Source organism: Cyanobacterium aponinum PCC 10605, from assembly GCF_000317675.1.
Classification (GTDB): domain Bacteria; phylum Cyanobacteriota; class Cyanobacteriia; order Cyanobacteriales; family Cyanobacteriaceae; genus PCC-10605.
The window spans coordinates 1,006,023-1,032,228 of record NC_019776.1; the positions used below are offsets into that span (position 1 = coordinate 1,006,023).

The window sequence follows — 26,206 nt, forward strand, 5'->3', positions numbered from 1 at the left end:
TTATTCATCTAATAAAAAAGTACCCTTCAAAAAAATAAAAGAACGTTATTTCAAAGATATAAAAATGGCAGTAACTATTGAACAAGAATTATTAAAAGCAGTAAGTAAGCGACGTAACTTTGCAATTATTTCTCACCCTGACGCAGGTAAGACAACTTTGACGGAAAAATTATTACTTTACGGGGGTGCAATTCACGAAGCGGGGGCGGTTAAAGCCAGAGGAGAGCAAAGACGGGTGACTTCTGACTGGATGGAGTTGGAAAAACAAAGAGGAATTTCTATTACTTCTACCGTCTTGCAATTTACCTATAACAACTATCATCTTAATCTTTTGGATACCCCCGGACACCAAGACTTTAGTGAAGATACTTATCGCACTTTAGCGGCGGCAGATAATGCGGTGATGTTAATTGATGCGGCTAAGGGGTTAGAACCTCAAACTCGTAAACTCTTTGAAGTATGTAAGTTGCGATCGCTTCCTATCTTTACTTTTGTTAATAAAATGGATCGCCCCGGTAGAGAGGCTTTAGAATTATTGGATGAAATTGAGAAAGAGTTAGGCTTAAAAACTTATCCTGTCAACTATCCCATCGGTAATGGTGATTATTTTAAAGGGGTGTTTGATCGCCGTCTGAAAAAGTATCATTTATTTGAGAGAGTGGCTCATGGTAGTAAGGAAGCCCCTGAAGTTATTTTATCTCCTGATGACCCCAACTTAGAAAAATATATCGGGGATAATGATTTATTGGCACAAACTCAAGAAGAATTAGAAATACTTGACGAGATAGGTGCAGAGTTTAATCTTGAAGAAATTCACACAGGAAAAATGACTCCTGTTTTCTTCGGTAGTGCAATGACTAACTTTGGGGTACGTCTATTTCTTGAATCATTCCTTGAATATGCTTTACAGCCCACCCCTAGAAATTCCAGTTTAGGGCAATTAGAGCCTACTCATCCCGATTTTAGTGGTTTTGTCTTCAAACTACAGGCAAATATGGATCCTAAACACCGAGACAGAGTTGCTTTTGTTCGGGTTTGCACAGGAAAGTTTGAGAAGGATATGACGGTTAATCATGCCCGTTCAGGAAAATCCGTAAGATTGTCACATCCTCAAAAATTATTTGCTCAGGGGCGAGAATCTATTGAGGAGGCTTATCCGGGGGATGTAATAGGATTGAATAACCCGGGGGTATTTGCCATTGGAGATACCATTTATTTAGGGCAAAAACTGGAATATGATGGTATTCCTTCTTTTTCTCCCGAATTATTCTGTTATCTCAAAAATCCCAATCCTTCTAAATTTAAGCAATTCCAAAAAGGTATTACTCAACTACAAGAAGAGGGAGCAATTCAAATTATGTATTCCGTTGATGATTTTGTCCGTGAACCCATTTTGGCGGCAGTGGGGCAATTGCAGTTTGAGGTAGTGCAATTTAGGATGTTAAGCGAATACAATGTAGAAACAAATCTTGAGCCTCTACCTTTTTCTGTTGCTCGTTGGGTTGTTGACGGTTGGGAAGCCTTAGATAAAGTTGGTCGAATATTTAATACCATGACAGTAAAAGATGGACGCGATCGCCCTGTGTTATTATTTCGTAATGAATGGAACGTGGGACAATTACAAGCAGATCATCCTGATTTAAAATTAAGTTCGATAGCCTTACTATAAACAAAAGTTATCTGAGAAATAACTATAACTATTCTGAAAATATTTGACAAAACTTTACAATTTTGTTATATTAGTAAGTGAGGTGAGCAAATCACCCAAAATATATAAGTACCTCGAAAAATTCATAACTGAAATCATAAGAACATGACTACCACTTTACAGCAACAACAACAGCTTTCCGCATGGGAGCAGTTCTGTCAGTGGATCACTTCTACCAACAACCGTTTATATGTAGGTTGGTTTGGTGTATTAATGATCCCTTGTTTATTAACTGCAACCACTTGTTTCATCATCGCTTTCATCGCAGCTCCTCCCGTTGATATTGACGGTATTCGCGAGCCTGTAGCTGGTTCTTTATTATACGGTAACAACATCATCTCTGGTGCGGTTGTTCCTTCTTCCAACGCTATTGGTTTACACTTCTATCCTATCTGGGAAGCAGCTTCCTTAGATGAGTGGTTATACAACGGTGGTCCTTACCAATTGGTAGTATTCCACTTCTTGATCGGTGTATTTTGCTACATGGGTCGTCAGTGGGAATTATCTTACCGTTTAGGTATGCGTCCTTGGATCTGTGTTGCTTACTCTGCACCTGTATCTGCGGCTACTGCTGTATTCTTAATCTACCCCATTGGACAAGGTTCTTTCTCTGATGGTATGCCTTTAGGTATCTCTGGAACTTTCAACTTCATGTTTGTGTTCCAAGCTGAGCATAACATCTTAATGCACCCCTTCCATATGCTTGGTGTAGCTGGTGTATTTGGTGGATCTTTATTCTCTGCGATGCACGGTTCTTTAGTAACTTCTTCCTTAGTGCGTGAAACCACTGAAACCGAATCTCAAAACTACGGTTACAAATTCGGTCAAGAAGAAGAAACCTACAACATCGTAGCAGCTCACGGCTATTTCGGTCGTTTGATCTTCCAATATGCTTCTTTCAACAACAGCCGTGCGTTACACTTTTTCTTAGGTGCATGGCCTGTAATCGGTATTTGGTTCACCGCAATGGGAATCTCTACCATGGCATTCAACTTAAATGGTTTCAACTTCAACCAGTCTATCTTAGATAGCCAAGGTCATGTAATTGGAACTTGGGCAGACGTATTAAACCGTGCAAACATCGGTATCGAAGTAATGCACGAGCGTAATGCTCACAACTTCCCCTTAGACTTAGCAAGTGCAGAGCCTGTATCTGCTCCTGTAATCAACGGATAGGTTGTATAGGTTGAAAAATCAAAGACAATTAAATAAATAAACGAAAGGCACTCTCTATTAAGTTAGGGGGTGTTTTTTGTTGTCTAATTTGGTTTAGGAGATGTCATTAGTTTAGATAGGGAATGGAGCATAGGCAACGGGAATAATATTTCAAGTTTTAGATATGCAAAGTAATTTAACAATCTTTCATTTCACAATTAAGCACCCCCTCGAAGATTTATTAGTGTTTTTCTTTTGTTAAATTTACGATCAAAGAAGTTTCATTGTTAAACTAATATTAAAGTAAAAGCAAAACTATCCCTACCAGTTGTCATGAATTCACTTAATCAAGCCTATCAGTTATTCATTGATGAAGTCCCAGAACTATTACAAGAAATAGAAAACGGTTTACTTAATTTGAACCATGATAGAAGCGTACCAGTCATTCATGGGATGATGAGAGCGGCTCACTCTCTGAAAGGGGGGGCGGCAAGTGTTGGCTTGCAAGGGATAAAAAATATTGCCCACAGATTAGAAGATTATCTGAAGGCTTTATATAATGAAGATTTAATTATCGATACTGAATTAGAAAACTTATTTTTAGAAGCATTTGATAGTTTAGCTGTACCTCTCAAACAACAACTGGAAACGGGAGATTTCGATCGCACTTCAGCCCAAAATAAAGCAGAAGAAGTGTGGCAAAAGTTAGATGCGAAATTAGGTAATGTGATACAACAAGTAGAAGATTATCTTCCTTCCTCCGAAGATTTAGGAATTGATATAGTGGCTTCCATGTTTGAAGTGGATATTGCTCAAGAAATTCGTCGCTTAAAAGGATTGGTTGCTTCCCCTGAAAGTTTTAATCCCTCCCAAGAGTTGAGAGAATCCTTAGAAATTTTGCAAGGATTGGGGGAAGTGGTTAACTTACCTGGTTTTTCTTTAATCGTTTCCATGGCACAACAGGCTTTAGAAAAACATCCCGATAAAACTATTATTATTGCAGGTTTATTAGTACAAGACTTAGAAGAAAGTAGAGAAATTGTCTTAGGAGGCGATCGCATTTCTGGAGGAAACCCCTGTTCTAACTTACTAGCTTTAGCCGAAGATAATCAAGCACAAGTAGAAGCAAAAGTTCTGCACAAAATAGCTCAAACTCAACAAAATACCGTCAGTGTAGAAGATCCCGTTTATCAATTTTTCATGGCAGAAGTGCCAGATTTGCTTCATGAAATAGAAACAGGTTTATTATCTCTTAAAGAAGATAAAAGTATTAATAATATCAATAATATAATGCGTTATGCTCACTCTCTTAAAGGAGGAGCGGCTAGTGTGGGCTTAGATGACATCAAAGATATGGCACATAAATTAGAAGACTATATTAAAGCCCTATTTGATGAGAGCGTAATTGTTGATGATGAATTAGAAACCCTTTTTCTCTCAGGATTTGATTGTCTTAAAAATGCCCTTGATGAGCAAAAAAAAGATGGTAATTATTCTTTACAGTGGCAAGATGAAGCTGAAGCAGTATGGCAACAGTTGGAAAACAAGTTAGGAGATATTGACAATAGGGATTATTTACCTTCCTCTGCTGATTTAGGGGTTGATATAGTAGAGTCACTATTTGAAATTGATATTGCTAGAATTATTGAACAATTACAAGAAAATATTGAAACTTGCACCAACGAAGAATTAAAAATAAGTGTTACCCCTGTGCTTGAGGTGCTGATTGGTTTCAGTGAAATCGGCAACATGAAAGGTTTAAAAAGCATTGTTGATACAACTTTTGCCGCTCTTGCTGGAAATCCCCACCAAACTCAACAAATAGTCAAATATCTGATTAACGATTTAGTTCAAGCTAGAGATGATGTTTTATCAGGTAGCTCAACTCAGGGAGGTAAACCTTCCCCAGAGTTAGAAAAATTAGCTCACAATGCCCGAGAAGGAGTAGGAGAATTAGTGGAAGGAGATAACCTTTTTCACCCAGACTCAGAAAATGGTGAAGATAGTAGCCTTTTAGATTTTGCTGATTTAGCTTCAGAAATTAATAGTAATTTTGACCAAGAAGGGGAAGAAAATATTTTTGATGTTTCTCTTGATAGTCAAGAGTTTAATTTTACTCCTGAAAGTGATGATAAAGAGGAATCAACAGATTTAAGCGGTTTAATCGAAGAAAGCGAGACAGAAGATATTTTTGCAAACTTTAGCGATGAGAGTAGTAACCAAGAAGAAAATTACCCAGATTTAGATATATTTATGGATAATATTTTTGGGGAAGAAAACCAAGAAGAGGATTCTGTGTCTTCACAGCAGAAAGAATTACAGGCACAATCCTATAAATTTTTTATGGAGGAGGCTGTAGAATTAATCGCCTTAATTGATAATAATTTGGAAACTGTTTTCCAGACAAGAGATATTAATGATATTAACGAGGTAGCAAGGGCGGCACATTCTCTTAAAGGTGGTTCTCGCAGTGCTGGTTTAGAGGAAATTGGCATGATTGCCTTAAGGGTCGAAAAAAGCCTTAAAGCCTTGTTTAACGAAAATATACCCCTTGATGAAGAAAGAAAAATTTATTTGAGAGACATTTATCAAACTCTCCGTCAAGCCATTGTTGCCAGAATGGAAAATCAAGAATTTGACGAAAAATCCGCCATGGATAGGGTAAACGCTCAATGGGAGGTGTTTGAAGCTGAATACGGAGAAGAAATCGCTAAATCAGAGGAATTTTTACCTTCTTCTAGTGACTTGGGCATTGATATTGCTACTTCTATTTTTGAGGTGGATGTGCCTGAAGGTATTGCCAATTTACAACAAGCCTTAGATTCTGGGAATCCCACAGACCTACAAGATACTCTTTTAATGCAGATAGAGGTGTTTTCTGGTTTTGGCGAAATGTTAGGTTTACCCGGTTTTACGGCTATTTGTGAAACGGCAAATAAAGCTCTAAATAATAACCCTAATCAAATCATCTCTATTACTCAAGCCTTTATTGATAACTTACGGGAAGCTCATCATTTAGTGATAGAGGGCGATCGCATCTCTGGAGGAGAACCAAGTATAGATTTATTATTTTTAGCAGGAGAAGCCCCCATTACCTCATCAGAGGAAATATCCACCTCTGGGAACGAATCCAAAGAAAAACCTGTTGACACAAGTGATCAAGCCTATGGATTCTTTATTGAAGAAGCCCCAGAGTTATTACAGACTATTGAAACAGGATTGCTAAACTTACGAGAGGAGCGTACTACCGCAAAAATTCACGAAATGATGAGAGCGGCTCACTCTATCAAAGGAGGAGCGGCCAGTGTTGGTTTAGAAGCCATAAAAACCATAGCTCACGAATTGGAAGATATTTTCAAAGTTTTATATAACCCGGATATTGACATCGACACTGACTTAGAAAGCTGGTTATTGGAAGGGTTTGACTGTCTGCAAAATGCCCTGACAACTCAAATGGAAACAGGTACTTATCAACCTCAAGAAAGCCTAGAGGAAGCATCGCAAATTTGGGCAAAAATTCGCACTAAACTGGGAGTATATTTAGATCGTGCGGATGATTATATTCCCTCGTCTTCGGATTTAGGAGTCGATATTGTTCAATCAATGTTTGAGGTGGATGTTGAACAGGAATTGCAACGCTTGAAAAATGTGCTGGAAAACCCCTCTAGTCAACCTTTAGGTGGAGAGTTACGGGCTACCCTAGAAGTCTTTTGTGGATTTGGTGAAATGTTAAATTTACCCGGATTTGCAGAAATTGCCCAATTGGGTTTACAAGCCGCTGAGACTAATCCTGATCATATTTTAACAATCATCAATGTTATTATTCGAGATGCAGAAAAAGCAAGAGATGAAGTCCTAGGAGGCGATCGCATTCGTGGGGGAGAGCCTAGCGAAGAATTAAAACGCCTAGCTCAAGGAGAAAGTAACCTAGAGGCGGAAGATAATATTTTCTTTCTTGATAACTCTGAAGATGCCACCGAAGATGAACCTTCTTTAAATGAAGTTTTTGGAGAAGTCTTATCTACCCCTGAAGAAATTTTCCCCGCCATTGATAAAGATACTCAAACCACAACTCCTCCTTTAGAAGATGTTTTCCAGCTAGATTTTGATCCTAGTCAGTTGGAAGCCTTAGATCAAGGAATTGCCGATAATGAAGAAGAAGAAACTCCCAACCTAGAGGAAATTTTTGCCTCGGAATTTAGTGAGGAAGAAATTAACCTCCTTGCCAACGCTTCTGAATTAGCCCTTGAAAATGATAAAAATAACACTATTCCTAGTCTGGATGATGTTTTTGTTGCAGATGATAGTGGCTTAGTTAACACTCCCGAAGAATCAGAAGATAGCCCCCTTCCCCTTGATGATGTGTTTGCCAATCCCGATTTTAGTCTAATTGAAGCTGATGAAGAAGCAGAGGAAGAGGATATATTATCTTTGAGTGAAATTTTTTCTAATGTTGAATTACCCCTCGAAAATACTCCCGTTGCAGTTGAGCCAATAGAGGAAGCGACACCCTCTGAAGAAATTATTTCCCAAGACCAAAATGCCGTCAATAATCAATCAGAAGACATTTTTGCCCTTCCCCCTGAAGATGAAGAATCCTCTCATATCTCAACGACAGATCAAGATTCTGCTGATGAGGAGGAAAAACATCCTATTGAAGCTAAAACTCCTAAAGAAACTCATAAACAAACTATTATCAATCTCTCTCCTGAAGAAAGAGAGGTTCTCTTAAGTGCCAAAGGAGAAAACATAGAGCAAACAATTCAATCAATTAATGACATATATGACAAATTACCAGGACTAAAATCCCAAGAACAAATAAAAGGAACATCCAAAAAAGAAAAATCTTCCTCCAAAAAAACACCTATTACTCCTACATCAACGGCAAAATCTGGTACTCCTTCTCCCAAAAGTAATTTAACTATTCGAGTAGATTTAGACCGCTTGGAGAGAATGAATAACTTAATGGGTGAGTTGTCTATCAATCGTAATGGTTTATCTCTGCAAAACAACAAATTGCAAAATGCGGTTAAAGAGTTAATTGAAAGATTTGCTAATTTCCGACAACTGGCAAATAATTTGAGAGATTTATCGGATAAGATGCTCGTTTCTCCCGAAAAGTTTGCCCCAAGAGGACAAGTTAATAATAATTTCTCTCTTGCTTCATTAACTAGCGAAGATGATGATCTAAGTCTCCATTCTGCTTTTGACGCTTTAGAAATGGATCGTTATGACAACCTTTATAATATTACTCAAGGTTTAATTGAACAAATGATTCAATTAGAAGAAGCAGTGGATGATATTGGTTTATTTGCTTCTCAATCGGGGCAGACTGTAGAAAATCAAAGACAGATGCTTAATCGCCTCAGAGACGAATTAATGTGGGCAAGAATGCTTCCTTTAGGTGAAATTCTCAATCGTTTCCCTCGTGTTCTCAGAGATTTATCTGTTAAGTACAATAAAAAAGTTAATCTTAAGTTGAGTGGTACAAGTGTATTGGTTGATAAGGCGGCATTAGAAAAATTGTATGATCCTTTGGTGCATTTAATTCGTAATGCTTTTGATCATGGAATTGAAACCCCAGAATTAAGAAAGCAGAGAAATAAGCCTGACGTAGGTACTATCGAGGTTAAAGCGTATCATCAAGGTAATCAGACTGTTATTGAAATTCGAGATGACGGGGGAGGTTTAAATTTACAAAAAATAGGTCAAAAAGCCGTTGAGAAACAGCTAATAACTTCTGAGCAATTAGCGGTAATTACGAAGGAAAATTTACTGGACTTAATTTTTGAACCCGGATTTTCCACCGCTTCGGCAGTCACGGAAATTTCGGGCAGAGGGGTTGGTTTAGATATTGTTCGTTCTCAATTGCGATCGCTCAAAGGGACTATCAGCGTGGACTCTGAACCTAATGTTGGTACGACTTTTATTCTAAGACTACCTCTAACTTTAACTATTGATAAACTTTTGGTGTTGTCGGCGGGAGTTCATTTCTATGCTTTACCTTCAGATAATATTGTAGAAATTATCGTACCTGAAGATAGACAAATCAAAGTTTCTGGAAATAAACGCTTTTTACATTATGAAAGTAAAGTTGTACCGATATATCCTTTAATGGATTTACTAGAATATCGTTGTTATTTGCCTAACACTGCTAGTACAAGTCAGAGTTTGGATATTTTGCCTACTCCCGAAGAATGGGGAAAACCATTACTCTTAATTAATTTAGGGCAAGAGTTATTTGCCATGGAAGTTGATCACTTAGTGAGTGAGCAAGAATTGGTTATTAAACCTTTTGGCAAGGCTTTGACAGCACCTAGTTACACCTATGGTTGTACAATTTTAGGGGATGGTACATTAATTCCTGTTATCAATACGACTATCCTATTAGCTAATTATTTACAGGTTAGTTCTGGGGGTAATGTTGCACCTCGCCGAGTTGCTTCTTCTGCTGATAATATGGTACATTCTCAATCTTTCCAAGTATCTTCAGTGTTAGTAATTGATGATAGTGCGGCTATGAGACGAACTTTAGCTCTTTCTTTAGAAAAGGCAGGTTATCGAGTGGTACAGGCAAAGGATGGTAAAGATGCGATCGAACAATTACAACAGGGTTTAAATGTAAACTTGATTATCTGTGACATTGAAATGCCCAACATGAATGGCTTTGAATTCTTAGGACAAAGAAGACGTCATCCTGAATTTAAGAAAGTACCAGTTGCAATGTTAACCTCTCGTAGTAATGACAAACACCGCAAATTAGCGACTCATTTAGGAGCAAATGCTTACTTCACTAAACCTTATATTGAACAAAAATTCTTAGAGTCAATTCGTAATTTAATAGAAGGACAAAAGTCTGCGGTAACAGCATAGTTTTGATTTTGAGATTGCCCAAAGGTGTTTTATTTTTTCAAATAAATTCTTAAATCTTCTGCTATATTGGGGGGGACAAGATGTTCTATTTCTCCTCCAAATTTGGCAATTTCTTTGACTACACTACTACTAATAAAACTAAGTTCAGTATTGGTGGCTAGAAAAACGGTTTCTAAACTATTTTCAAGAGTTTTGTTAATGTGTGCCATCTGCAATTCTTGTTCAAAATCAGACATCACTCTTAAGCCTCTGAGTAAAACTCCTGCCTGTTTTTTCTTGGCGTATTCCACAGTTAAGCCAGTAAAACTATCAACTTCCACGTTAGAGATATTATTTACACATTCTGTTATTTGTTGAACTCTTTTTTCGATGGAAAATAAGGGTTTTTTATTCGGATTTTTTAAAACTGCAACAATGACTTTTTCAAATAAAATACTACTTCTTTTTATTAAGTCTAAATGTCCCAAGGTGATAGGGTCAAAACTGCCGGGGTAAATAGCTATCATTATCAAATTTTAAATTAATAAACTATACTTAACAAAGGGCAAAAACAATTTTTACTTAGTAATTAATTAAAGCCTGAAATTTGAAATCTTACACGTGAAGTTATAGTAGTTTTAATTAAGACTGTAACAATAATATAATTAAATAAATATGGCTCTATCATTTTGAGTATGTAAATTATTAGTTAGGGTAGGCTGAAAGGCAAGAGGCAATAGGCAATAGGGGATTGTTAAATAATAATTTATAAACTTTTAGTTTTTATTTTACTATAAACACTATTCAATAAACACTATTCAATAAAGGTTATGGGAGTTATTTTTTATTAATTTATCATAACCACACTCTGAAGAACCATAAATATTGATTTCTCTAACAACGTTAAACTATATGCCTCTTCAGGAACATCTTTAGATGAAATTATCCGTGATTATTGCACAAATTAAATGTAACTTTCTTAATTTGAAATTACTATAACTTTAACGTAACATACTAAAATAAATGCGTAGTCTAAGTTGATTGTAACATGATTTAGAATAAAATTGTAGTTTCAAGCTGATTCAGGAACAAAACTCAGCATAATATTATTAACGGTACTATATAAATCCTCCCGACTGTGAAAACCCTCAAAACGATGAATTATTCTCCCTTTATTGTAAAGAATAAGAGTAGGCAAATTTTTAAGACGGTGAGTATTGGCTAATTGTAAATTGTCATCAGCATTTATACTGGCAATTTTTAATTCTCCTTCCCACTGAGATTCTAGCTGACTCAAAATCGGATTAAGCATCATACATAAACCACACCAAGGCGCCCAAAAATTAACTAACACAGTTTGAGATGATTCTAAAACTTGTTGATTAAAAGTATCTTGGTTGACGGAAATCATATTTATATATAATTATTATTGCAATTGTTTGTATTTTATTATGAAAGTGATAAGAGTTGATAGTAATTAATGGCTGGTTGAAAAATAAATATCACTATCACTCTAGTTGATCCCTTTACTATATTTTGCAGGAAACAGAAGGTTTCATCTAGTTAAATTAAAGATTTATTCTACTGGTTGCTGTCATTAACCAAGGGTGAAGCCACCAAAATAAGAAAACAAAACCCGTCACTCCCACATAGGCAGGGCGGAGAAACTCTTTTATTTCTAGCTTTTGTCTCCCATCTATTATCGCCAGAAAGGGAATTATAGATGTTCTTTCTTTAACTTTTATAAAGGCTTCTCCGTAACGTTTTGTTAAGCGATAATCTCCATGCCAAACGGCAAAAAGATGATGAGCAATTAAACCGAAGGATGTAACGAGGGTAAAAGTAGTACCTAACCAAATAGTGTGGGCAATACACCAAATTACCTGTCCTACCATTTGCGGATGACGGGAAATACGAATGATACCTGTTTCGTAGAGATGGACTTCTGGTTTGGCAACGGCGGCTATTTCTAAGAGGTTAAAAGTGGCGGGATAGAGGAAGATAAAAGAAATGAAAGAGAGAATCCAGACTGTTTCTTTAATTCCCGAAATATCTTGTAATTGCCATAATACAAGACCATCGTAGCGATGATTGAAAAAATAAATAATCAATACAGTGGCTAAAGGTATGCTAACAAGGGCGAAAAAAACTCTGTACAGTCTAGCTCCTATTTTTCTCTCTGCCCACATTCTTAGGGCGGCTAATCCACTATGTGCGATCGCAAATGTGAATAGTAGGGCAATCATGATAAAATGGCTATCGTTCATCCATAGAGGCAATTTGAGGTTGAATTGAGCAAAAAAACATCGATAAATAGATTCATACGCAAAAAAAAACATCTTTTCTGAGAAAAAGTGCAACATAGAGTTTATACTTAGGGAACAGATATATAATTAATACTTATTCTATTGGTAAATGGTATCTTAGTAATAAGAAAAGTTAAAATTAGCCCCCTTTCTATTGAAAATTAGTCATCTCAGAATTAAGACTATAATTGCCACTATTACCTAATTTAATCAACTTATGTCAGATATTCCTTTTTCTCTTGATCAATTACGGATTCTTAAAGCCATTGCTGACGAAGGTAGCTTTAAACGAGCGGCTGATAGCTTATTTGTTTCCCAACCTGCCATTAGTTTACAAATCCAAAATTTAGAAAAACAATTATCCGTACCCTTGTTTGATAGGGGAGGAAGGAAAGCCCAACTGACAGAAGCAGGTAATTTACTTCTTGCCTATGGTGAAAAAATTATTACCCTTTGTCAAGAAACCTGTCGTGCGATCGAAGACTTACAAAATTTGCAGGGTGGGACTTTGATTGTCGGGGCTTCTCAAACTACAGGTACATATCTTTTACCTCGTATGATAGGCTTATTTCATCAAAAATATCCTTATGTTTCGGTTCAGCTACAGGTTCACTCTACCAGACGCACATCATGGGCAGTAGCCAACGGGCAGGTTGACTTGGCTATCATCGGCGGAGAAGTACCAACGGAATTACATGATGTTTTAGAAATCATCCCTTATGCGGAAGATGAATTAGCTTTGATTATACCTCCGAATCATCCTTTAGCGGAACAAGAGACCATTGCTAAAGAAGATTTATATAATTTGAACTATATTACCTTAGATTCTCAATCGACTATTCGTAAAGTTTTAGATCAAGTTTTAACCCGTTGTGAGATTAATACCAGTGATTTAAAAATTGAAATGGAGTTAAATTCGATCGAAGCTATTAAAAACGCTGTACAATCGGGTTTAGGGGCTTCTTTTGTATCTGTGACTGCCATTGAGAAAGAGCTAAAAATGGGCATTATTCACCGAGCCTATATTGACGATGTAGAGATAAAAAGAACACTATCTGTCATTGTTAATTCTAATCGTTATCGTTCCAAAGCGGCAGAGGCTTTTATTAAAGAAATATTACCTCAGTTTTCCAGTGAAAATCATGTGTCGGAATTAGATAAACTTTCCAAAAATAATAAGCAATACCTTGTTATAGAAAATGATAAGGGAATAATTTAACCTCAGTTCGGTTTAAGAATATCCAAAAAGGTTAGGTGTCAGGTGTCAGGTTGCAGGTTGCAGGTGGTAGGGGTTTTTAGCAAGGGGCTTAAGCCCCTTGTTTAAGTCAGTTTTTCCAAAGTTTAATAATTTTAGTTACAATCATCATTACAAAAAAAAGAGAGGAAATCAGATGATTAATCACTTATCTTTAGAATTTTTAGCTGTTGCGGGGGAATTTCCCGTATATTTCGTTGCTGTTTATGTGGTGGGTTTTATTGCGGCAGTTGTAATAGGTTCGATCGCATGGTATAGCTCAAAACGTCCTGTTGGTTGGGAGGATGCAGAAAAACCAAAGTTTATTCCCGAAGTCAAAGCCAAGGAAAACGAAGAAAACAAAGAATAAAAATAATGAGTAATAACTAGAAGTCATCCAATCTGGAGTCAGAATTTTTTTACTATTAACTATTCACCATTTACTCATTGCCCTTTTCTTAAACCACCAAAAATTTTATATCGAACAAAGGTTAGTTACTATAGCTTTAAATTCTAAACTCTAAATTGTAAATTCCTCATGGCATCTAAACCCGTTGTTACTTCCTTATATTCCTTAGCCCGTACTAGCTTACAGCAGTCTGTCTCATGGTATTCTAGTCAACGCCGTCATTGGAATTATCCCCCAAATGCAGACTTACAAGGGGCGGTTAGAGATGATTTAAGGGCGTTAAGGGCGGCTAGTGAAAAGCTAGAGCAACAAATCATTAAAATAGCGGCTTTCGGTTTAGTTAGTCGGGGGAAATCTTCCGTAATTAATGCTCTATTGGGAGAAAAAGTTTTAGATACGGGGCCTATTAATGGTGTCACCAAATGGCCTAAATCGGTTTCATGGAATCCCCCCAGTGGCAAAATAAAGATAGAGTTAATCGATACTCCGGGGTTGGATGAGATTGATGGCGAAACAAGGGCAAATATGGCAAGGGAAATTTCTGCCCAAGCGGATTTAATTTTATTTGTGATTGCAGGGGATATTACTCGCACGGAATATTTAGCTTTATTGGAATTAAGACAGGCTTTAAAACCTTTAATTTTGGTTTTCAATAAAATTGATTTATTTCCCGAAACGGATTTAGATACTATCTATCAACAATTACAACAGTTAAGTAATCAAACCCATAAGCCTTTATTTACCCCTGATGAAATCGTGTTAATTTCTGCCCAACCGCAACCATTACCCATAAGAATTGAATTACCTGATGGTAGTGTTGGAGAAGAATGGGAATATCCAGCACCGATGATTCAACCTTTACAGGAGAAAATTTTACAAATTCTTAACCGTGAAGGTAAGGCTTTATTAGCACTTAATTCTCTGACTCAAGCAAAAGTAGCCCAAAAAAATATTGCCCGTAAAACCATTGAAATGAGGGATAAGGAAGCGGAAGAGATTATTTGGCGTTATGGTAAGTATAAGGCTTTAATTGTGGCAGTAAATCCGATTGCTTTTCTGGATTTAATGGGGGGTTTTGTCTCTGATTTGATGATGATTCGTGCTTTGGCTAGGCTTTATGGTTTACCTATTACCAGTTATGAAGCAGGAAGGTTATGGCAAACTATCATTAAAAGTCTCGGTAGTCTCTTGTTGGGGGAGGTAGCTTCTATGATGATGTTGGGGTGGGCTAAAACTGGGGCAATTATTAGCAGTTTATGGGAAAATCCTTCTGGTTTTACAATGGTTGCCTCTACGGTCTTGACTCAAGGCGCGATCGCAGCTTATGGTTCTTATATAGTAGGAAAGAGTACCCAAGTTTATTTAGAGAACGGATGTACATGGGGAAATTATGGTTTAGATACAGTGATTGGAGAAATCATTGCTCAATCTCCCCCTGATGCGATTATATCCCGTTTGAGAGGATAGGCAGTTGAGGGATGAGGTGTCAGGTTTCAGGTTGCAGGAGTTAGGGGTTAGGTAGGAGGGATAAAGGGGGGTTTGCCCTTTGCCCTTTTAACTCCATCGATTTGTTGCTATAGTAGTTGCTTGATAAGTAGCATAATCACCAAGATTTTCATGGCGTTAACCACAAGAGTAAAGCTAAAGGGAAACAAGAATAGTAGTCTGACTCGGAATCAAGTTATTATTTCTTTATTGTTAATTTGGCTTTTTAGTTTTGGATGCGATCGCATTTGGTTCAGTTTAGATAATACCATACCTGCATGGGATCCGTCTGAATACTTAAATGGGGTGACAGTTTATCAGGATGCGTTAAGAAATCCTCGATGGTTTGATGGTGCATGGTGGCGAGAATTTTGGCTACTCTCGAATAAAGTACCACCTTTAATGTATATTATTACTTCTCCTTTTTTTATGATTTTAGGGGGAAGTGTAGATCATGGAAATCTTGTTTTATCACTGTTTAATTTAATTTTATTAATCTCTTTATTTTTATTAGGAAGATTATTTTTTAACGACAAAATAGCTCTATTTGCCTGTATTTTAATCCAGTTAATCCCTAGTTTATACTATTATCGTCTTGAATTTCTCTTAGATTTTCCTCTCACAGTCATCATTATTTTTAGTTTTACTTGTTTTAGTTATTGGTATTTTAGTCATGGTAAATACTCTTGGTGGCTTAGTATTTTATCAGGAATTTCTTTCGGCTTGGGGGTATTATTAAAACAAACTTTTGCTTTCTTTCTTTTTATACCGATTATCTATAGTTTTTTCAATCTTATTTTTCCTCGCCAGTGGCAAAAAATCGCTCAATTACTTATTAGTTTTATCTGTGCAATTATTACTTTTTACCCTTGGTATCGTACCAATTGGTTATTAATTTTTACTTCAGGAAAAAGGGCAACTATAGACTCTGCTATCATTGAAGGAGATCCTCCTTTAAATACCCTTAAAGCATGGACTTTTTACGGGGAAATTTTACCTTATTTACTGTCATGGGTAGTTACATTATTTGCTTTATTCGGTCTAGTTTATTTAGTTGTTAAATATTTTAGCTTAAAATCCTCTAAATATAAAAATATCTGGTTATTTTTAGCAAGCAATTTTTATCAGAATCAACGTCATCAAAAAGAAACTATTAAAGTAACTATATGGTTAGGAGTATATCTAATTAGTGGCTATCTATTATCCTCATTAAATATGAATAAAGATATTCGTTATATATTACCTTTAATACCAGTATTAGCTCTAATTATTTCCGCTCTAATTTATAGCTATCAAGGCAAAGGAAAAAAGATTATAAAAATAGTTTTAGTTTTTATTTCTGTTATCTTAATGATATTTAATTATTTCCCTTTAGGAGGTAATTGGTTAACGGCAAAACTTAGTCCTAAAATGCAAAATTTTCCCTATATCGAAGAGCCATGGGCAACCCCTGAAATTATTCCTACCGCTATAGAAACAACTCCTTATTTAAGGGCAAATATAGGAGTTTTACCTTCTACCCCTGAAATTAACCAACATAATATTTCCTTTTATGGTTCAATTCCTCGTTTTAAAGTATTTGGCAGACAAGTAGGCACAAATGAAAAATTTATCCCTCAAGATATTAATTCGATGGATTGGTTTTTAACTAAAACTGGTTATCAGGGTTCAATTCCAGATTCTCAAACAATAATTGTTAATCAAGTAGAAAATAATGGTCAATTTACTTTAGTAAAAAATTGGTCTTTACCTGATGATAGTCAATTAAAATTATACTATAAAAAGTTACCAAACAATGAAGTAAAACCTCTTAATACGCATAATAGCAAACTTAATTTAGTAGAAATAAATATCCCTCCAATATTTAAACAAGGTGTAAAGATTCCCGTTAGTTATCAATGGTCTGGCTCATGGAATAATTTAGTTAAAGGAATTCTCATTTTAGACTGGCAATCGGTGACTAATCCTCAACAAAAATGGACTCATGATCATGCTTTAGCAATGGGTAATTTACACTCTTTAAATATTGATAATTTTGATAGCAGTAAAGATTTTTTAATCACAGAAAATACGGCAATGTTTGTGCCTAATAATATGCCTGACGGAGACTATATTTTAAAAGCGACTTATTTAGACAAAAAAAATGGAGAAAGTTATCATCTTTCTTTACCTAAGATAGTAGTTACAGTTGCTCAAAATTCTCCTTCTATTACTACTGATAGAGAGTTAGATTTAATCAGTCAATTAAGGATATTTGCCCCCAATTTATCTCAAGGTATTGAAGGTTTAGATCCTATTTTTGCTCAAGTTGGTAGAATTAATCAGTATGATCCTACTCAAGATTATCTGAAGGTTGCACAAAAGGCAATGGAATATCGACTTCAACAAGAGGAAAATATTAATTATCTTTATACCCTTCTCCTTGCTCAAGTGTTACAACAAGATGTTGAAGGTGCGATCGCATCTGCTCAGGAATTAGTTACAATAAATCCGGATAATGCCTTTAACCATGCTTATTTAAGTTTCTTGTATCTCTACGATTGGCGAGGAGAAGAAGGAGAAAAAGCCTTAAAACCTGCTTTAGAATTGCAACCAGAGGTAAAAGAGTTTCAATACCTAGAAGGAATTAGTGCTTTGATGCAGGGCAATCTATTAAAAGCATGGCAAATTTACCAAAACATTGTTTCTTAATATGTTTGTAAATCACTTCTATTTTTTAGACTGACAAAGATTACAATTTGATATTACTGAAAACTCTTGCCCGTTGCCCGTTGCCTATTGCCTATCTTTACTTAGATTGAGTTATAACCTTCGAGAGTCCGATAAGTTTTCGTTAAAAATGGGATAGTTTCTTGGGCGGGTATTGGTTTGGAGAAAAAATAACCTTGAGAATATTCGCAATTTAAGTTTTTTAGTTTTTCTAAATCTTCTTTTGTTTCACAACCTTCGGCTATTACTTTCATTTTTAATTTGTGGGCTAAGAGAATAATTATTTCTACTAAATCCGCATTTTTTTGATTATTATTACTATTACGAATAAAACTGCGATCGATTTTTAAATAATCCACAGGAATGGTATGTAAATAACTTAAAGAAGAATAACCTGTACCGAAATCATCTAAACTAATTTTTATTTTTCTCGCTTTAAAATCATTGAGAATATAGATAGCTTTTTCTATATTTTCTATTAATGCACTCTCGGTAATTTCTATTTTTATACACTCTGGATTTATACCTGTTTTTTCAATAATATTATCTATATCATTGAGTAAAGAATGATGAGAAAATTGATAGGGAGATAAATTAATACTAATATAAAGAGGATGGGAAAAATTTTCCTGCCAAATAACTTGCTGTTGACAGGCTTTTTCAAATACCCATAATCCCACCGTAGTAATTAAACCAGATTCTTCTAAACAAGGTATAAATTCAAAAGGAGAAATCATACCCCTAGTAGGATGTTGCCAACGAATTAAGGCTTCAAAACCATAGGTTTTTTCTTTTGATAAATCGATTATCGGTTGATAAAAAACCGTAAATTGTTCTTCTTTAATCGCCTTTCTTAAATCTAACTCCAACTGTAGTCTTTTTTGTGCTATTTCTCTAATGCTATTATCGAAAATATAATATTTATTCTGTCCTTTTTGCTTGGCTTTATGTAACGCTGTATCAACGTCTCTTAACAATTCTAATTCTTGTTTATAATTTTTATCAGAAAAAACAATCCCTAAATTACAATTAACAAATATCTCATATTCATTCACCTTAAATGAATTTCTAAAGCTGTTTAAAATAGACTCTGTAAATTTAATTATTTCCTCCTTATTCTCCCTTTCTCTTAAGAGTAAATAAAAATTATCTGCTCCCATTCTGGCAATAAAATCTTTTTCTCTCAAACATTTCTGAATGTGTAATGCGATTGTTTGTAAGAAGCGATCGCCTATTTCGTGACCTAAAGAACTATTAATAAGACTAAAACGACTAAAATCTAATTGAATTAGAGCAAAAAGAGAATTAGTACCCATGATGCTTTTAATTTCTTCAACTAAAGCAACCTTACTAGGTAAACCAGTCAAACTATCTACCATGATCATTTTTTCTAGTTGGGCGGTACGCTCTTTCACCTTTTCTTCTAAAATAGAGTTGGCCCTTTGTAATTTTTGATAAAGAGTACGAATGGTTAAATGATTTTTAACTCTTGCCTTTACAATGTAGGGATTAATCGGCTTAATTAAATAATCCACCGCTCCAATTTCTAAACCTTTCATTTCATCGTCAATTTCACCTAAAGCAGTCACAAAAATAATGGGAATATCCTTTGTTCTAAAGTTCTTTTTAAGCTGTTGGCAAACCTCATAACCATCAATATCTGGCATCATTACATCGAGGAGAATTAAATCTGGTTGAGGATGCTTTTGTGCAAGTTCGATCGCTTTTTGCCCATTAGTTGCCGCAATAATTTTGTAAAATTTTCCCAATATTTCCATCAAGATATGTATGTTTTCAGGCTGATCATCTACTATTAATATCTTTTGGGTATTATTTTTCTGATTAAAAGACACCACATAATTCTCCCATTTTAATCCTGTTTACTTCTTTTTTGAAGTTACTTTATTTGTAGGTATGTATTTTTTTTTCATATTACCTATGTTTTATTTTATCATGAAATTAATTATTAATTATTGTAATGAATAAATAATGTCACCGATAATTAACTAAACTGATTACTGTATACTTTTCATATATCAAAAAGCACCACATCAAAAATAAATTTAAACTTACAATTAACTAATATTTTAACAAGATATTTAATGACATTTAAAATTAATATTTAGCAATATAAATAACATAAAATTTTTTTATAATCTTGATTATTTAATTTTTATTTACATCAAAAATATTGCATAATTAATTATTACCAAAAGATATTTTAATTGATGTGAAAATTATTACCCAAAGAATTTTTAACGATAATCTTTATGAATAAGCACTGGAAGCAAGAATATATTATATAATAACTTAAGGAAGTTAGATATATTTTTATTTATTAAAATTTTACGCTACCATCATCTCCTCAAATAACATCATCTTCAATAATATTGACTACGGTTTTAAGGCAAATGTCTTCAAGTATTAACATAGTTACATCTTAACTTTATTTTAAGAAAAATAAAAGATTTTCTTAAGGAAAAATGAATAGACAAAAATTAAAATTAGATAAAATAAAGGCAATTTAAAAAAAAGTAGAGAAATTAATGATTCAATCAATAGAAAAGTCTGTAACATTAAGTACAGAAGAGTTAAAAAAAATAGATGCTTATTGGCGCGCCTGTAATTATTTAGCCGTTGGGATGATTTATCTACAAGATAATCCTTTACTTAAAGAAACTCTCAAACCTGAACACGTAAAAAATCGTTTATTGGGTCACTGGGGTTCTAGTCCGGGGTTAAGTTTTGTTTATGTACATTTAAACCGTTTAATCAACAAATATGATCTAAATATGGTTTACTTAGCAGGACCTGGACACGGTGCACCCGGTATCCTTGCTCCCGTTTATCTTGAGGGTACTTATTCGGAAATTTACACGGACAAAACCCAAGATGAAGCGGGAATGCACAAGTTTTTTAAACAGTTTTCTTTCCCCGGACATATCGGTAGTCACGTCACCCCAGAGACTCCGGGGTCAATTCATGAAGGAGGAGAATTAGGTTATTCGGTTTCCCATGCTTACGGTGCGGTTTTAGATAATCCTGACTTAATTTCTGTGGTGATGGTGGGGGATGGTGAATCAGAAACAGGTCCTTTAGCAACGGCTTGGCACTCTAATAAGTTTATTAATCCTATTCGTGATGGTGCGGTGTTGCCTATCTTACATCTTAATGGTTACAAAATTGCTAACCCCACTATTCTCTCTCGCATTTCCCATGAGGAGTTAAAGGCATTATTTGTCGGTTATGGTTATGAACCCTATTTTGTTGAAGGGGATGATCCCATGATAATGCACCAAAAAATGGCGGAGGTGTTAGAAGAATGTGTTGGTAAAATTAGGCTTATTCAAGAGGAAGCTAGACGCACGGGAGTACCAAAACGTCCCAGATGGCCGATGATTGTTTTTCGTTCTCCTAAAGGTTGGACTGGTCCTAAAACTGTTGATGGTCGCAAGGTAGAGGGTTTTTGGCGATCGCACCAAGTACCCATGGGGAGTATGCACAGTAATCCTGAACATTTACAGATGTTAGAACAATGGATGAAAAGCTATAAACCAGAAGAATTATTCGATGAAAATGGTACTTTAATCCCCGAACTGCAAGAATTAGCTCCAAAAGGCGATCGCCGTATGAGTGCCAATCCTGTAGCAAATGGTGGTTTATTACGCAAAGATTTAAACTTACCTGATTTTAAAGATCCCAAATATGTCATCGATGTTATTGAACCGGGCAAAATAGAGGTGGAAAACACCAAAGTGATGGGGAACTTTTTACGGGATGTGATGGCAAAAAACATGACCACCTTCCGAGTATTTGGTCCTGATGAAACCGCTTCTAACCGCCTAAATCCTATTTATGAGGTATCAAAAAAAGTTTGGATGGCGGACTATCTACCTGAAGATGAAGACGGCGGCGAATTATCTCCCGATGGTCGTGTTATGGAAATGTTAAGTGAACATACCCTGCAAGGATGGCTAGAAACCTATCTTTTAACAGGTCGCCATGGCTTATTCCACACCTACGAAGCCTTTGCCCATGTGGTGGACTCCATGTTTAACCAACACGCTAAATGGTTAGACATATGCAAAAATAAAGTACCTTGGAGAGCCCCTGTATCATCCCTTAATATTTTACTTTCTTCCACTGTTTGGCGCCAAGACCATAATGGTTTCTCTCACCAAGACCCCGGGTATGTGGATTTAGTCACCAACAAAAGTGCAGACGTGGTAAGGGTTTATTTCCCCCCCGATGCTAACTGTTTACTCAGTGTGACAGATCATTGTTTACGCAGTAAAGATTATGTCAATGTCATTATTGCCGATAAACAAAAACATTTGCAGTATCTCAACATTGAAGAAGCCGTAAAACACTGTACCAAAGGAATCGGTATTTGGGAATGGGCTAGTAATGATGATCAAGGCACTTCTGCGGATGAACCCGATGTCATCATGGCTTGTTGTGGAGATGTTCCCACGATGGAATCTTTAGCGGCAACGGCTATTTTAAGAAAAGAATGTCCTGAACTCAAAGTTCGTTTTATCAACGTAGTGGACTTATTCAAACTTCAAGACGATAGTGAACATCCTCACGGTTTATCAAAAATTGACTTTGCAACTCTGTTCACAGAAGATAAACCCATTATTTTCAACTTCCACGGTTATCCTTGGTTAATTCATAAATTAGCCTACCGTCATGTCAGAGAGAGCGATCGCCTCCATGTAAGAGGATATAAAGAACAAGGTAACATTAACACTCCTTTAGAACTAGCTATCCAAAACCAGATCGATCGCTTCAATTTAGTGATTGATGTAATTGATCGTGTTCCTAAACTTGGTTCTCGGGCGGCATATTTAAAAGAAAGAATGAAAAATGAAATTATCGATCATTTAAACTATGCTCATACCCATGGTATCGACAAACCTGAGATGACTAACTGGAAATGGCCTTATTGATTAAGACAAGGCAATAGGGAAACCTCTCTGTGTCTCCCCTTAAAACAAACCCCCCTTTATCCCCCCTCTCGAGGGGGGAGGGCAAAAGCGTTTAATTAACCTCCCGTAAGGGTTGAATATATTCAACCCCTACCATCCCAATACCCCAATACCAACTTCTGACTCCTATTTATTGCTCATTACCCCATTAAGATTCTTCAGGATTGATGTTCAAAAACATTATTGTAATACATTAAATCCAAGTCAACAAAAAGGGAAATAGCCTCAAAGCATCTTCGAGTTAATGACCAACGGTCTTCCCGTTGTAACATTGTAATTAATTTATCTTTCACGGGGATAAGATAACGCACGTCATTGGCGGCATAGCTCAATTGTTCGGATGTAAGGCTGTTGACATTACCCCAATCAGAACTTTGGGCTTTTTTGTCTAACTCAACTCCTTCTAATTCTTGTACTAAACTTTTTAAACCGTGACTTTGAGTATAAGTACGGGCAATTTTACTGGCGATTTTAGTGCAGAAAATAGAATTCGTTTCTACTCCAAAAGTGTGCTTAAATTGAGCAACATCGAAACGGGCATAGTGGAAAATTTTCGTGATGTCAGGATTTTCTAAGAGTTTTTGTAATAAAGGGGCTTCTGTTTGTCCTTTGGCAATGCGAATGGCTGTAACTAAACCATTGCGATCGCACACTTGTACTAAACAGAGGCGATCGCGCTGAGGGATTAAGCCCATGGTTTCTGTATCCATTGCCAAACAGTCAGATTCTGAATATTGACGGAAGATTTCGGGAGATAAATCCCCTTCACACACCTGAAATTGATTTAAAGACATTCTTAATTGTGATTAATACAACTAAATACTGGAAAAAATTAAGACTACACAAAACTGGTAAATTAAAAATTAGAGGTCTTGATCCTGATGACGAGGGTAAATTTGTTCCGCTTCAGGACACTCATCAGAAACTAATAAATCCGTATAGCCCCGGGGAACAGATGCTAGTTTACGACTGACTGCACCAATACTATCTAAACGGACAAATTCTTCCCACGAGCTATTTTCGTAATCTTCGTCCATTTCATAACGGATGGTCACGATGTCACCTTCTATGCCGATGATACGTGCATCTTCAATCCAACGTTGTTGATCCCGCAAGAAAATAGAGACATCACAACCTTCTTTGTAAATTTGATAGATCTTGCGGTCTAACATAGACTTCTCCTTAAATTACTAAAGTTGAAAATGGATTTTAGGATAATTGTAAGGCTAAAAATTGTCAAGGTGAATTCTTTTTGTAGATATATTTTGTTTAGATCCTTTCTATTGTAACTAATTTTAGCTGATAGGCAATAGTTTTTGATGAAGTGGCAGAGTAAATTTAACAATCATTGTTCTTGTCTCTAGTATTAATCTTTTCTTAAAGACTTTAATCTTTCTAATTCATTAATTGCGTTGATTATTTCTTGTTGATAAAAGTCCATTTTTTCATAATTATTTTCTTGGCTAAATTCACTATATTTTTGTTGGCAATATTGTTTATATTTTTCTAAATTAATAGTTTCTAAAGATGCGATCGCTGCTTGGATATAATGAGAAGGATCAGATAAAATAGGTTGTTTATTTTCTTGAATATGAAATAAAGGAATTAATAATTGATTAAATTCGCTATTGTCAATAATAGTCTCTTGGAGAGTTAGTAATAAATAATTAGTATTTTTTTCCATAACTTGACTAACAGGCACTTTGTGAATTTTTTGCCATAAAAAACGATGATGAGCCAAGCTAAAAACCAAATCTTTTTCCTCTAATAAATCAAGAATTTGCTCTCGATAACTAGGACAGTGAATATAAACTAACAGTAACAAAAATTCAGCCTCAGATGTTTGCTGATTTTGAAAAGATTTTCCTAAAGACTTATAATATTTTTTGCGATTAAATCCATTATTAAACTGCTTTAAAGATTGCTTAAGACTCTGATATATTCTTTTAAAATCCTCACTATTTAGACCAATTAAATTACTTCTCTTACTACTTAAAATTTCTGCACAAGAAGATAAATAATGATCCCTAGTCGCCTGATTACTAATTTTATTTAATAGTCGAGATAAAGCACTAAAAACAATTTCATAATCATCACTTTTAGTTAAATTATAACCCTCAATTAATTGCTCAATTTGCCAATCTAACCATAAAGGAGCTTTGCTAATTAATTCCTGATATTTATTAATACTATTTTCATCAGATTTTAAAAACTCATCTGCATCTTTACCTTCAGGAATCGTTAGAATTTTTAACTTAATTTGTCCTGCATAAACTAAACTTTCTACTTCTTTTATTGCCCTTTCCGTCGCTTTAACTCCTGCTTTATCTGCATCAAAATTAACAATGATTTCCTTGGATTGAGTATAGCGAGATAATTGTTTAATATGTTTTTCTGTTAACGCAGTCCCCAATACCGCCACCACATTTTTAATTCCTGCTAGTTGTAAAGCAATGGCATCAAAATAACCTTCAACGACGATTACTTTATCTTGTTTAATAATTTCTGATTGGGCGTAATTAATGCCAAATAAAGTTTTACTTTTAGAAAATAAATCTGTTTCAGGAGAGTTTAAATATTTCGGCTCACTTCCATCTAAACTTCTCGCCCCGAAAGCGATGATTCTACCTTGATTATCTTGAATGGGAATAGTAAGACGATCTCGAAAATAGTCAATATAACCATCTCCTTTGGATTTTTTTCTAATTAATCCTGCCTGTTCTACTAATAATAAAGGATAGTTTTTAATTTCTACTAAATAATTGTATAAAGTATTCCAGCCACTGGGGGCATATCCTAGTTTATATTCCTCAATATTTTCTTTGCTTAAACCCCTTTGATTAAGCAAATAGTCTAAGGCAAATTTTCCTTCCTCTTGCTGTAAACTATGTTGATAAAAATAATTTGCTACCGCTAAAATTTCATATAATTGCTCTTGTAAAGAAATCTGTTTTTGAATCTCTTTTTGCTCCTCAGCCCCCAACGTTTTAACGGGTATTTGATACCTTTGAGCCAAATTTAAAATAACATCCTTAAAAGACTGTTTCCCAATTTCCATTAAGAATTTAATCGCCCCTCCTCCTGCCCCGCAACCAAAACAGTAATATAATTGCTTGGTGGGATTAACGGTAAAGCTGGGGGTTTTCTCATCATGAAAAGGGCATAATCCTGTATATTGTCTGCCTTTTTTCTGAATCACTACATAATCCGAGACAATTTCCACTAAATCAACTCTTTCTTTAACCTCTGCGATGGTATCTGGATGTAAGCGAAAATTTCCTATTTCCATAATGGCTATTTTACTGTGATTATATAAATTATTGGTTAGGAAAAGGTGTCAGGTTGCAGGTTTCAGGT

At 35.4% G+C, this 26,206-nt stretch carries 15 protein-coding genes; 8 read left to right on the plus strand and 7 right to left on the minus strand.

Annotated features, from left to right (window positions below; all coding sequences use genetic code 11):
- Positions 1-64 precede the first annotated feature (64 nt).
- The 3 genes from prfC to CYAN10605_RS04180 all read left to right on the plus strand — a co-directional run bounded on the left by prfC (position 65) and on the right by CYAN10605_RS04180 (position 9,736).
- Positions 65-1,669 (plus strand): peptide chain release factor 3, encoded by a 1,605-nt coding sequence (prfC, locus tag CYAN10605_RS04170; protein WP_015218694.1) that lies wholly within the window; start codon positions 65-67, stop codon positions 1,667-1,669.
- A 144-nt stretch (positions 1,670-1,813) separates the two neighbouring features.
- Positions 1,814-2,884 carry a photosystem II q(b) protein gene (psbA, locus tag CYAN10605_RS04175; protein WP_015218695.1) on the plus strand — a complete coding sequence of 357 codons (1,071 nt, stop codon included), beginning with the start codon at positions 1,814-1,816 and terminating at the stop codon, positions 2,882-2,884.
- 312 nt (positions 2,885-3,196) lie between these two features.
- A complete protein-coding gene (locus tag CYAN10605_RS04180; protein ID WP_015218696.1) occupies positions 3,197-9,736 on the plus strand; it encodes an Hpt domain-containing protein in 6,540 nt (2,179 codons plus the stop codon).
- Positions 9,737-9,765: 29 nt separating this feature from the next.
- Here CYAN10605_RS04180 and coaD read toward each other — a convergent pair whose 3' ends face one another.
- From coaD to CYAN10605_RS04195, 3 genes are all read right to left on the minus strand, one after another.
- Complete coding sequence (coaD, locus tag CYAN10605_RS04185) at positions 9,766-10,242, minus strand: pantetheine-phosphate adenylyltransferase (RefSeq protein ID WP_015218697.1); 477 nt, start codon at positions 10,240-10,242, stop codon at positions 9,766-9,768.
- 545 nt (positions 10,243-10,787) lie between these two features.
- Positions 10,788-11,126, minus strand: coding sequence for a thioredoxin family protein (locus CYAN10605_RS04190; protein ID WP_015218698.1), 339 nt, complete (start codon positions 11,124-11,126; stop codon positions 10,788-10,790).
- Between the two features lie 157 nt (positions 11,127-11,283).
- Entirely contained in the window at positions 11,284-11,982 is a 699-nt protein-coding gene (locus CYAN10605_RS04195; RefSeq protein WP_041922418.1) for an NnrU family protein, read from the minus strand.
- A gap of 256 nt (positions 11,983-12,238) precedes the next feature.
- On the opposite strand from CYAN10605_RS04195, the gene CYAN10605_RS04200 reads away from it, so the two are divergent.
- The 4 genes from CYAN10605_RS04200 (at position 12,239) to CYAN10605_RS04215 (ending at position 17,840) form a co-directional block, all read left to right on the plus strand.
- Positions 12,239-13,240: a LysR family transcriptional regulator gene (locus CYAN10605_RS04200; protein ID WP_015218700.1), complete on the plus strand. Its 1,002-nt coding sequence runs from the start codon at positions 12,239-12,241 to the stop codon at positions 13,238-13,240.
- Positions 13,241-13,412: 172 nt separating this feature from the next.
- Positions 13,413-13,625 carry a photosystem II assembly protein Psb35 gene (gene psb35, locus CYAN10605_RS04205; protein WP_015218701.1) on the plus strand — a complete coding sequence of 71 codons (213 nt, stop codon included), beginning with the start codon at positions 13,413-13,415 and terminating at the stop codon, positions 13,623-13,625.
- Positions 13,626-13,793: 168 nt separating this feature from the next.
- The gene (locus CYAN10605_RS04210; protein WP_015218702.1) at positions 13,794-15,131 is read left to right on the plus strand and encodes a GTP-binding protein; all 1,338 of its coding nucleotides are present in this window, start codon (positions 13,794-13,796) and stop codon (positions 15,129-15,131) included.
- Positions 15,132-15,281: 150 nt separating this feature from the next.
- Positions 15,282-17,840 carry a glycosyltransferase family 39 protein gene (locus tag CYAN10605_RS04215; RefSeq protein ID WP_015218703.1) on the plus strand — a complete coding sequence of 853 codons (2,559 nt, stop codon included), beginning with the start codon at positions 15,282-15,284 and terminating at the stop codon, positions 17,838-17,840.
- 101 nt (positions 17,841-17,941) lie between these two features.
- Here CYAN10605_RS04215 and CYAN10605_RS04220 read toward each other — a convergent pair whose 3' ends face one another.
- A complete protein-coding gene (locus tag CYAN10605_RS04220; RefSeq protein ID WP_015218704.1) occupies positions 17,942-19,711 on the minus strand; it encodes a two-component system response regulator in 1,770 nt (589 codons plus the stop codon).
- Positions 19,712-20,404: 693 nt separating this feature from the next.
- On the opposite strand from CYAN10605_RS04220, the gene CYAN10605_RS04225 reads away from it, so the two are divergent.
- Positions 20,405-22,810, plus strand: a complete 2,406-nt coding sequence (locus tag CYAN10605_RS04225) for a phosphoketolase family protein (RefSeq protein ID WP_015218705.1) — start codon at positions 20,405-20,407, stop codon at positions 22,808-22,810.
- A 197-nt stretch (positions 22,811-23,007) separates the two neighbouring features.
- Here CYAN10605_RS04225 and CYAN10605_RS04230 read toward each other — a convergent pair whose 3' ends face one another.
- The 3 genes from CYAN10605_RS04230 to dnaG form a co-directional block, all read right to left on the minus strand.
- Complete coding sequence (locus CYAN10605_RS04230) at positions 23,008-23,643, minus strand: ribonuclease H-like domain-containing protein (RefSeq protein WP_015218706.1); 636 nt, start codon at positions 23,641-23,643, stop codon at positions 23,008-23,010.
- Between the two features lie 69 nt (positions 23,644-23,712).
- Positions 23,713-24,021 (minus strand): DUF6679 family protein, encoded by a 309-nt coding sequence (locus tag CYAN10605_RS04235; protein WP_015218707.1) that lies wholly within the window; start codon positions 24,019-24,021, stop codon positions 23,713-23,715.
- Positions 24,022-24,215: 194 nt separating this feature from the next.
- A complete protein-coding gene (dnaG, locus tag CYAN10605_RS04240) occupies positions 24,216-26,138 on the minus strand; it encodes a DNA primase (RefSeq protein ID WP_015218708.1) in 1,923 nt (640 codons plus the stop codon).
- Positions 26,139-26,206: the final 68 nt, after the last annotated feature.

Bases quoted from the DNA above. Each gene is read 5' to 3' on its own strand.
- coaD (WP_015218697.1), bottom strand. From the start codon at position 10,242: ATGATAGCTATTTACCCCGGCAGTTTTGACCCTATCACCTTGGGACAT.
- CYAN10605_RS04200 (WP_015218700.1), top strand. From the start codon at position 12,239: ATGTCAGATATTCCTTTTTCTCTTGATCAATTACGGATTCTTAAAGCC.
- CYAN10605_RS04190 (WP_015218698.1), bottom strand. From the start codon at position 11,126: ATGATTTCCGTCAACCAAGATACTTTTAATCAACAAGTTTTAGAATCA.
- CYAN10605_RS04210 (WP_015218702.1), top strand. From the start codon at position 13,794: ATGGCATCTAAACCCGTTGTTACTTCCTTATATTCCTTAGCCCGTACT.
- prfC (WP_015218694.1), top strand. From the start codon at position 65: ATGGCAGTAACTATTGAACAAGAATTATTAAAAGCAGTAAGTAAGCGA.
- CYAN10605_RS04195 (WP_041922418.1), bottom strand. From the start codon at position 11,982: ATGAACGATAGCCATTTTATCATGATTGCCCTACTATTCACATTTGCG.
- psb35 (WP_015218701.1), top strand. From the start codon at position 13,413: ATGATTAATCACTTATCTTTAGAATTTTTAGCTGTTGCGGGGGAATTT.
- CYAN10605_RS04180 (WP_015218696.1), top strand. From the start codon at position 3,197: ATGAATTCACTTAATCAAGCCTATCAGTTATTCATTGATGAAGTCCCA.
- CYAN10605_RS04225 (WP_015218705.1), top strand. From the start codon at position 20,405: ATGATTCAATCAATAGAAAAGTCTGTAACATTAAGTACAGAAGAGTTA.
- psbA (WP_015218695.1), top strand. From the start codon at position 1,814: ATGACTACCACTTTACAGCAACAACAACAGCTTTCCGCATGGGAGCAG.
- CYAN10605_RS04235 (WP_015218707.1), bottom strand. From the start codon at position 24,021: ATGTTAGACCGCAAGATCTATCAAATTTACAAAGAAGGTTGTGATGTC.
- dnaG (WP_015218708.1), bottom strand. From the start codon at position 26,138: ATGGAAATAGGAAATTTTCGCTTACATCCAGATACCATCGCAGAGGTT.
- CYAN10605_RS04230 (WP_015218706.1), bottom strand. From the start codon at position 23,643: ATGTCTTTAAATCAATTTCAGGTGTGTGAAGGGGATTTATCTCCCGAA.
- CYAN10605_RS04215 (WP_015218703.1), top strand. From the start codon at position 15,282: ATGGCGTTAACCACAAGAGTAAAGCTAAAGGGAAACAAGAATAGTAGT.